Genomic DNA, 8,687 nt, shown 5'->3' on the forward strand with positions numbered 1-8,687 from the left:
AGAGTGGCACAGGAGAGCCTCGCGCAGACTGTCACGCAGGGTGCGTAAATGGTGACAGAGAAGGGCTGTTACCCGAGCATCGCACGCCATCCCGGAGGCCACGGTCCCTCATACGAGTGATTCAGGCTCGTTTCTGGAACCGGACGCCGCTCCGGAACCGGCCGCCCGTTCCCGGACCGGAGCCGTCGGCGGCCGGGCGCCGGGCTCAGGCGGCGCCGTCGCCCGGCAGGTCCCGGTGCCCCTCCGGGCGGACCCGGGCGAGCCAGCGCTCGGGGTCGGCGATCTCGTCCTTGGTCGGCAGGGTGTTGGGCGAGGTCCACACCTTGTTGAACCCGCTCATCCCGGCGCGCTCCACGACCGTGCGGACGAAGCGTTCGCCGTCCTTGTACTGCCGGAGCTTGGCGTCCAGGCCCAGCAGCCGGCGCAGCGCCCGGTCCAGCCGGCCGGCGCCGGTCTCCCTGCGCCGGGTGAACTTCTCCCTGATCTCGCCGACCGAGGGCACGACATCGGGTCCGACCGCGTCCATCACATGGTCGGCGTGCCCCTCCAGCAGCGACATCACGGCGGTCAGCCGCTCCAGGATCTCCCGCTGCCTGGGGGTCTGCACCAGGTCGACGATGCCGAGGCCGCCGTTCTCCTCGGCCGGCGCCACGACCGGCTCGTCGGGCACGGCCTCGCGCGCGGCGTCCTGGCCGTTCCGCCCGGTCAGCGCGCCGAACGCCTGCCGCACCCGCTCGACCAGGGTCGCGGGGTCGACGTCGGCCTCGGCGAGGAACGCCTGGATCTCGCTCTCCAGATGGTCGCGGAGCCAGGGCACGGCGGTGAACTGGGTGCGGTGGGTCTCCTCGTGCAGGCAGACCCAGAGCCTGAAGTCGTGCGGGCGGACGTCGAGTTCGCGCTCCACCTGCACGATGTTGGGCGCCACCAGCAGCAGCCGCCCGGCCCGCGCGCCGGGACCGCCGGCCGGCAGCCCGGTGGTGGCGGGCGCGAAGGTCTCGTACTGGCCCAGCACCCGGGAGGAGAGGAACGACAGCAGCATCCCGACCTCGACGCCGGTGACCTTGCCGCCGACGGCGGTCAGCATCCCGCCCGCCGGGGAGGCCGAGCGGCGCTCCCGCATCCGCGCCATCAAGGGCTGGAGCACCTCGCGGAAGCCGGCGACGTTGGCCCTGATCCAGCCGGGGCGGTCGACGACGAGCACCGGGGTGTCCAACGGGCCCGAGTCCAGTTGGGTGTAGGCGCGGACATGCCCCTCGGCCGCCGTCGCATGGGCCCGCAGCTCGGCGACCACGGCGCGCGCCTCGTCCCGGCTCACCTCCGGGCCAGGCCGCGCGAAGCGGGTCGCCGTGGAAACCGCGAGGTTCCAGTCCACCAGGTCGGTACCGCCGAGGCTCGTCATGCGTCAACGGTACGGTGCCCGCGCGGCAAGCGGATAGGCCACGGGGTCCGGTGGTGGACCGGAGGCCGGAGGGTGGGGCGGGTGCGCGGTCGGGTGCGGTCGGGTGGTGAACGGAGTGGTGAACGGGCGGCGCGCGCTCCGCCTGGGGGCTTAGGCCGTGGGGCGGGGGTCGGCGGGGGGGAGATCAGCCCGGGGGCTGATGACGGAGGGTGAGCGCTGGCCGCAGGATGGTGACTGCCGGTGAGGAGTCACCGGGGCCCGGGACGCCGGGCCACCGCCACCGCCGTGATCAAGGAGCCGCCCGCCATGTCCCTCTCCTCCCCGCCCCTCCCGCTGCCCGTCCCGGCCCCGCTCCCCGTCCTGTTGTCGCTGCTCCTCCTCGCCTTGCGGGCCGCCCTGGCCGCCGCGTTCTCCCGCCGTCTCGCCTCCGTGCCGCCGGCGCGGTCGGGGCGCGTGCCGCGCCGTCGGCCGGGCGGCCGCGCCGGCGGGGGGCCGTCAGCCGGCGGAGGTCTCCGCGAGCGCGCTGGCCGCCACGTCCAGTGCCTCCTGCGCCGCCTGGGCGTCCTGGGTGTCCGCCGCCATGAAGGCGAAGGCCAGCACCCGGCCGTCGGCCGTGGTGGCGGTGCCGGCCAGGGTGTTGACGCCGGTCAGGGTCCCGGTCTTGGCGCGGACCACGCCGGCCCCGTCGGCGCCGTCGCCCTCGGCGTAGCGGTTGCTCAGGGTGCCGGTGAAGCCGGCGACCGGCAGCCCGGTCAGCGCCGGCCGCAGCTCCGGCCTTCCCGGGTCGGCGGCGGCCGCCAGCACGGCGGTCAACAGGCCGGCGGAGACCCGCCCGTCCCGGTCGAGACCGCTGGCATCCACGATCCGGACGGAGTCCAGCGGCGCGCCCAGCGCCTCCGCCCGGGAGGTGAGGGCGCGGGAAAGGCCGCGCGCGGTGCCCGGTTCGTCGCTGGCGAGCGCGGTCATCCGGGCGAGCGCCTCGGCCAGGTCGTTGTCGCTGTCGGTGAGCATCCGCTCGACCAGGGAGGCGACGGGGGCGGAGCGGTGCTCGGCCAGGCCCTCGGCCGAGTCGGGCGCGGTCCGCTCCCCGACCCGCCCGTCCACCTCGATGCCGGCGGTCGTCAGCCGCTCGGCGAACGCCTCGGCCGCGTCCCTGGCCGGGTCGGTGGAGCGGTCGGCCGGCCCGTGGTCGCTGTCGTCGAGACGGCCGGCGTTCACCTGGAGCGGGACGATGGGAGCGATGTTGCTGTTGACACCGATCGGGTGAGTCTCGGCCGGATAGGCCGAGACGTCGTAGGCGACGCGCACGGATTCCACGCCCCGGTCCGCCAGCGCCCGGGCGGTGCGGTCGGCGAGGCCCTGAAGGTCGTTCGCGGTCAGCGTGGTGTCCCCGCCGCCGACCAGATAGACCCGCTCCCCGTCGGCGTCGACGACCGTCCTGGTGGTCAGCCGGTGTTCGGGGCCCAGGGCGTCCAACGCGGCGACGGCCGTGAGCACCTTGACGGTCGAGGCCGGGGCGTGGCCCTCGGTGGCGCCCCGCTCGAAGAGGACGTCCCCCGTGGCCACGTCCACCACGGAGCCGGTGGCCTCGTCGCCGAGGGCGTCGGCCTCCAGCAGCGGGGTGAGGGTGCGCGTCAGCGCCTGCGGGGAGGGGGCGGCGGCGCTGCCGTCCAGCGGGCTGAGCACGGCGGGCGCCGCCGGCACGGTGCCGGCGAGCCGCTCGGCCGGCAGTTGCCCGCGCACCAGGTCGGCCGCCGTCGCCTGGTCGCGTTCGGCGGCCCGCTGCCCGCCGTCCCAGGGCCCGGTGAGCGCGACGAGTCCGGCGGCGAGCGCCAGGCCGGCGGTCGCCGACCCCATCGCCAGCCGGCCCGCCGAACGGTGGCGACGTACCATCTGAGCTGCCCATCGCACGGTACCGACCAGCCCCTTTCGCGTACCGACGGCTGCGTGAGAGACACTTAACCACCTGTCGCGTGCGTAGATCGGTTAAGGAGACCACCCAGTGGAGTTCGACGTCACCATCGAGATTCCGAAGGGATCGCGGAACAAGTACGAGGTGGACCACAAGACGGGCCGCATCCGGCTGGACCGGCACCTGTTCACCTCGACCGTCTACCCGGCCGACTACGGCTACGTCGACGGCACCCTCGGCGAGGACGGCGACCCGTTGGACGCGCTGGTGCTGCTGGACGAGCCCACCTTCCCCGGCTGCCTGATCCTGTGCCGGGCGATCGGGATGTTCCGGATGCGGGACGAGGCGGGCGGCGACGACAAGCTGCTGTGCGTCCCGGCCTCCGACCCGCGCATGGAGCACCTGCGGGACATCCACCACGTGAGCGAGTTCGACCGCCTGGAGATCCAGCACTTCTTCGAGGTGTACAAGGACCTGGAGCCCGGCAAGTCCGTCGAGGGCGCCAACTGGGTGGGCCGCGCCGAGGCCGAGGCCGAGATCGAGGCGTCGCTCAAGCGCGCCGCCGACGCGGGCGAGGGGCACCACTGACGGCTCGTTGAGTCGAGGGGTCGCCTCGCGACCCCGGCGCGCCCGGCGCCATTCGCCCCGGGCGCGCCGCTGTGCCACACTCGCGCACAGAGCCCGACCGGCTCCTGGACGAGGGTGCCGTACCCAGCCATGACAAGACGGCACAGGGAGAATTCGTCGTCATGGCGTGGTTCGTTCTGGTGGTCTCCGGTGTGCTGGAGGCCGTGTGGGCAACGTCGTTGGGGAGGTCGGAGGGGTTCTCGCGCCCCTGGCCGACGGCGGTGTTCGCCGTCGCGCTGACCTCCAGCATGGTGGGCTTGGCCTATGCGCTGCGCACCGTTCCGGTGGGCACCGGCTATGCGATCTGGGTGGCGATCGGGGCGACGTTGACCGCCGCCTACGCGATGGCCAACGGCACGGAGACGGTCACCCCGCTGCGGGTGCTGCTCCTGCTGGGCCTGGTCGGCTGCGTGGTCGGCCTGAAGCTCACCAGCCACTGACCGGCGCCACCACCGCCCCGCCGCCCCGGCCCGTTCCGTCCGTTCCCCGGCTCAGAAGCCCCGGGTGCGCTTGGCGCCCCGGCGGCCGATCGGCGAGGTGAGGCCCGGCGTCTTGATGAAGAGCCGGGCCATCTCCCCGCCCAGGTTCACGCCGACGGCGATGGCCAGCGCCAGGGTGACAGCGCGGAGCAGGTTCTCCAGGCCGAAGTCCACCTCGCCCTGGGCGAAGCCCAGCAGCCCCAGGTAGAACGCGCTGCCCGGCAGCAGCGGCCCGATCGCCGCCGTGACATAGGGCAGCGAGGAGGTGAACTGGTAGCGGGACTGGAGCTGCCCGAAGAGGCCGACCATCCCGGCGGCGACGGCGGTCGCGGCGAACGGGGAGAGCCCCGCGATGTCGTGCATCGAGCCGTAGACCAGCCAGGCGATTCCGCCGTTGACGGTGGCCGGCAGCACCGTGGAACGTTCCTGCTGGAGCAGCACGCAGAAGGTCAGGGACAGCAGCAGCGCGGCGCCCAGCTGGATCGCCGGGCGGACCGCCCTGGTCATGACCTCCGGGTCGAGCCGCACCCCCGAGGTCTCGCCGATGTAGAGCACCGCCAGCACCCCGCAGACGATGCCCACGCTGAGGTAGATCACCTCCAGCAGGCGGGCGGAGGCGGTGAGGTAGTAGCCGGTCAGCCCGTCCTGCACGCCGGCGACCAGCGCCCGCCCCGGGATCAGCGCGAACAGCCCGCCGGTGATCATCGCGGCGGCCTGCGCCTCGCCCCGGCCCGAGGTGTGGCTGGCCGCCCAGACCACCCCGACCAGCGCGGGCGCCATCGCGGCCGCGACGAACTGGTAGAACTCCGGCAGCCCGCGCCCCGCCGCCAGCCACGCCAGCCGGTCCCCGACCATGGCGCCTATCACGGCCAGCAGGAAGACCTGCCAGCCGCCGCCCACCAGGGTGCTCGCCGCGCCGGCCAACAGGCCGGCGGCAATGGTGAGTTGCCACTTGGTGTAGGGGTGCCGGTTCCGCCGCATCTGGGCCAGCCGGCCATAGGCCTCCTCCAGGCTGACCTCGCCCGAGGTGATGTCGTCCACCAGCCGGAAGACGGCGGCGAGCCGGGTGTAGTCCGTTCCCCGGCGGCGCACCGTGCGGGAGAGGGATACGGAGGGTTCCACCAGCGAGGGCTGGTGGGTGATGGAGATCAGGGTGAAGGTGACGGTGGCGTCGCAGCGGTCGAGGCCGTAGGCGTGGGCGACGCCGAACATCGCGGCCTCGACGTCCTCGGCGCCCTCACCACCGGCGAGCAGCAGCTCCCCGATGCGCAGCGTCAGGTCCAGCACGCGGGGCACGGCCGGCGCGGCCTCGCCCTCGTCCACCACCGGCGCGCGCTCCGGCGCGGGCCGCTCGGCCACCGGCAGCCGCACCATGGTCCGCATCCGGTCCTGCCACGGGGTGCCCCGGCTGAACGCCGGCACCCCCTCGGCCGGCGTGAACTCGTTGTGCGGCCGTTCCCTCGGCGGCACCGAGAGCCCCTCGGGCAGCGCGAACTCGGAGCTGGGGTGGTCGCTCTCCGCCGGCGGCAGCTCCAGGCCCTCGGGAACGGCGAAACCGGAGGTCGTCTCCTGCTCCGTGGGCTCCTCGCCGGTCGCCCAGGTGCTCTCCCCGGCCACGTGTCGCTCCCGCTCCTTCGCTACGCCTATGTCCGGACATGGCCCCGCCAAGAGCCCTCCAGCGCAGCATAAGTGGATCTCGGGGCCTCCGGCGCGGCGGCACCGGGCGGCCCCGGCCCGCACGGACCGTGCTGACCTGCGACAACGGCGGGCGTCCCGGGCCGACCACCTCCGTTGGCCGGCCCGGGACGCCCGGTGATTTCCCCCACAACGCCCCCTCCGCCGGCCGGCGGAGGCCCTGGGGCGGCGTCAGGAGCGCCCGGCGCGGGCCGCGTTGGCGAGGATCGCGTCGTGGAGGAACGCCGCCAGCCCCGGCCGGACCGCGTCATAGACCCGGGTGAACCGCTCGTCCGCGACATACAGCTCGGCCAGGTTGGTGTGCATCGCGTGGGAGCAGTCGTAGTAGGTGTCGCGGATCTGCCGCCGGTGCTCCTCGGCGGCGTCCATCGCCTCCACCGAGTCCGGCGCGACGCCCGAGGCCAGCAGCCCGGCGAGCCGCTCGTTCAGCGCGTCGGCCTCGGCCCTGATGCGCCGCCAGTCCTCCTTGGAGTAGTCGGCCACGCGGCGCTGCGAGACCCGGTAGGCGTCGGTGTCGCCCCAGCGGCGCTCCGCCTCCTCCCGGTACCGCTCAGGGTCGTGGTCGCCGAAGACCTCGAACCGCTCCTCGGGGGTGAGGTTGATCCCCATGTGCCGTGCCTCCATTGCTCGTTCGACGGCCGCGACCATCGCCCGCAGTCGCTCGATCCGGCCGGTGAGCAGCGCGTGCTGCCGGCGCAGTTCGCGCAGCGGGTCCGCCTCCGGGTCGTCCAGCAGCGACGCGATCCGCTCCAGCGGGAAGCCCAGCTCCCGGTAGAAGAGGATGCGCTGCAACCGGTCCAGGTCCCGTTCCCCGTACCGCCGATGCCCGGCCGGGCTGCGCTCGCCCGGCACCAGCAGCCCGATCTCGTCGTAGTGGTGCAGCGTGCGCACCGTCACCCCGGACAGCTCGGCGACCCGGCCGACGGAGTAGCTCACGTCCGCCTCCTTCCCGTCGTTACGGCCCCCACAGTGCGGCATCCCGCGACGTGAGGTGCAACCCGGGAACGGCCACGGCCGCGCGTTCCCCCGCCCGTCGGCCGCGTGGCCCGGGTTCACCCCCCGGCGCGCCCGCACCAGCAGGGTGCCGGTCCTGCCGCTGCCGTGTGGGGGCGGGATGACGGAGCATCCGCCCCCACTCGTCGGGCGCGTGGTCCCACCGACGGGCCACGGCCGGCTCCTCGCCCGGTCCCCGAGGGATGTAGGAGGCCCGGCAGCCGTAGCAGCCCTCGACGGCGGGCCGCTGGGACTGGGCGAACACGCCACCCGGCCGGAGCCGGGCGTGCACGGCGGGCAACATGGTGTGCGGATCGGTGAGGTAGGCCGCGCCGAAGACGGAGTAGACCGCGTCGAACGGTTCCTGTACCGCGAGGAAGGCGAGCGCGTCGCCGCAGTGCGGGCTCATGCCCTCGACATCGGGCCACCGTTCCGGCGCCTCGCGGAGTCGCGCGGGAGAGAGGTCCACCCCCACGGCCTCCATCCCGAGCGTGGCGAGATGGGCGAGGTTCCCGCCCGAGCCGCAGCCGGGGTCCAGCACGCGCCCACCGGGCGGCAGCGAGAGCAGCTCGGCGCCGGGCCCGTGATCCGGGTACCGCGTCCAGTCGCACCAGGTGCGCTCGCCGCTGGCGTTGGTCACCCGGCGCTGCGGCTCTGTCGCCGCATAGGCGTCCCAGGCGACGTTGGGGACCTCCGTCATGAGCCGTCCGCTCCTTCCCTGCTTCCGGCGCCCGGCCGAGGCTTCCGGTGCCCGGGGCCCGGGCTCACACGGACGGACCAGGAGGGCATGACATGGAGGCATCGAGGGAGCACGAGGCCCGGACGGGAGTCGGTGACGCCGCATGGCCGGGCAGTGGATCGGCTTCGGCAAGGACTTCGATGTGAACAACGGACCGTGGGAGTCGCGCCTCGCCGATCGGTCCACGGGCCGGTCGGCCCTGGAGCGGTACAGCCGCCCGCCCGAGTAGAGAGGCGGCCGCCGCGTCAGTGGGGAACGGGCTCGGTGGTCGGGTGCGGGGCCGGCGTGGTCGTCGGGGTCGGTGGGGTGGTGGTGATCGCGCGGACGCAGAGCCAGGAGAGGACGGCGACGGCCGTCGTGAAGGCGGCGACCAGCCAGGGGGCGCCGCCGCCGGCGGCCAGGAGGGCGCTGGCGATCAGCGGGGTCAGCCCGCCCAGGATCGCGGAGACCTGGTAGGCCAGGGAGAGCCCGGTGTAGCGCACCCGGGTGCCGAACCTCCGGGCGAACATGGTCGGTTGGACGGCGAGCATCGCGGTCGGGCCCAGGTTGTAGCCGATGACCAGCGCGGACGCCGTTCCGTAGATGAAGAAGTCGTACCACTCCAGCAGCGCGCCGGCGAAGCTGCCCAGGACGCCCCTGCGGATGCCGCCGCCGGGCGCGCGGTCCGGGCGGGCGCCGTTGCCTCGACCCATGGGGTACCTCGTGTTGGTGAGACGGTTCGGACGGGTGCGGGGGCCGCGTTCAGCCGGCGGCCGGGCCGCGCGCGGTGCGGCGCGGGTCGTAGGTCTCGACGACGGCCGCCGCGTCGCCGCGGCCGTGCCCGGCGGCGCTGGCCGCGACCAG

General features: G+C 74.3%; 8 protein-coding genes, 1 pseudogene and 1 riboswitch. Of the genes and pseudogenes, 3 read left to right on the plus strand and 6 right to left on the minus strand.

Going from position 1 to position 8,687, the window contains the following annotated elements:
- Positions 1-205 precede the first annotated feature (205 nt).
- Together EBN88_RS11200 and dacB are read right to left on the minus strand one after the other, a co-directional pair.
- The gene (locus EBN88_RS11200; protein WP_122183678.1) at positions 206-1,399 is read right to left on the minus strand and encodes a zinc-dependent metalloprotease; all 1,194 of its coding nucleotides are present in this window, start codon (positions 1,397-1,399) and stop codon (positions 206-208) included.
- A 495-nt stretch (positions 1,400-1,894) separates the two neighbouring features.
- Entirely contained in the window at positions 1,895-3,292 is a 1,398-nt protein-coding gene (gene dacB / locus EBN88_RS11205; protein WP_122183679.1) for a D-alanyl-D-alanine carboxypeptidase/D-alanyl-D-alanine endopeptidase, read from the minus strand.
- Positions 3,293-3,401: 109 nt separating this feature from the next.
- On the opposite strand from dacB, the gene EBN88_RS11210 reads away from it, so the two are divergent.
- Positions 3,402-3,899, plus strand: coding sequence for an inorganic diphosphatase (locus EBN88_RS11210; RefSeq protein ID WP_122183680.1), 498 nt, complete (start codon positions 3,402-3,404; stop codon positions 3,897-3,899).
- Between the two features lie 84 nt (positions 3,900-3,983).
- A riboswitch (guanidine-III (ykkC-III) riboswitch) is annotated at positions 3,984-4,046 on the plus strand.
- A 14-nt stretch (positions 4,047-4,060) separates the two neighbouring features.
- On the plus strand, positions 4,061-4,378 hold the full coding sequence (locus EBN88_RS11215) for a DMT family transporter (RefSeq protein ID WP_122183681.1): 318 nt from the start codon (positions 4,061-4,063) through the stop codon (positions 4,376-4,378).
- 51 nt (positions 4,379-4,429) lie between these two features.
- Here the strand turns inward: EBN88_RS11215 and EBN88_RS11220 are convergent, their stop codons facing one another.
- The 3 genes from EBN88_RS11220 to EBN88_RS11230 all read right to left on the minus strand — a co-directional run bounded on the left by EBN88_RS11220 (position 4,430) and on the right by EBN88_RS11230 (position 7,805).
- Positions 4,430-6,034, minus strand: coding sequence for a threonine/serine exporter family protein (locus EBN88_RS11220; protein WP_233580597.1), 1,605 nt, complete (start codon positions 6,032-6,034; stop codon positions 4,430-4,432).
- Between the two features lie 249 nt (positions 6,035-6,283).
- The gene (locus EBN88_RS11225; protein WP_122183688.1) at positions 6,284-7,048 is read right to left on the minus strand and encodes a MerR family transcriptional regulator; all 765 of its coding nucleotides are present in this window, start codon (positions 7,046-7,048) and stop codon (positions 6,284-6,286) included.
- Between the two features lie 19 nt (positions 7,049-7,067).
- Entirely contained in the window at positions 7,068-7,805 is a 738-nt protein-coding gene (locus tag EBN88_RS11230) for a class I SAM-dependent methyltransferase (protein WP_233580598.1), read from the minus strand.
- A gap of 136 nt (positions 7,806-7,941) precedes the next feature.
- Between EBN88_RS11230 and EBN88_RS11235 the strand changes: the two are divergent.
- Positions 7,942-8,073, plus strand: a pseudogene (locus EBN88_RS11235) (XRE family transcriptional regulator); the annotation flags it as partial.
- Positions 8,074-8,089: 16 nt separating this feature from the next.
- Here the strand turns inward: EBN88_RS11235 and EBN88_RS31185 are convergent.
- On the minus strand, positions 8,090-8,536 hold the full coding sequence (locus tag EBN88_RS31185; protein WP_199742319.1) for a hypothetical protein: 447 nt from the start codon (positions 8,534-8,536) through the stop codon (positions 8,090-8,092).
- Positions 8,537-8,687 lie beyond the last annotated feature (151 nt).

The sequence above is a fragment of the Streptomyces triticirhizae genome (genome assembly GCF_003696235.1).
In the GTDB taxonomy this organism is placed as follows: domain Bacteria; phylum Actinomycetota; class Actinomycetes; order Streptomycetales; family Streptomycetaceae; genus Streptomyces; species Streptomyces triticirhizae.

Bases quoted from the DNA above. Each gene is read 5' to 3' on its own strand.
- EBN88_RS11200 (WP_122183678.1), bottom strand. From the start codon at position 1,399: ATGACGAGCCTCGGCGGTACCGACCTGGTGGACTGGAACCTCGCGGTT.
- dacB (WP_122183679.1), bottom strand. From the start codon at position 3,292: ATGGTACGTCGCCACCGTTCGGCGGGCCGGCTGGCGATGGGGTCGGCG.
- EBN88_RS11215 (WP_122183681.1), top strand. From the start codon at position 4,061: ATGGCGTGGTTCGTTCTGGTGGTCTCCGGTGTGCTGGAGGCCGTGTGG.
- EBN88_RS11230 (WP_233580598.1), bottom strand. From the start codon at position 7,805: ATGACGGAGGTCCCCAACGTCGCCTGGGACGCCTATGCGGCGACAGAG.
- EBN88_RS31185 (WP_199742319.1), bottom strand. From the start codon at position 8,536: ATGGGTCGAGGCAACGGCGCCCGCCCGGACCGCGCGCCCGGCGGCGGC.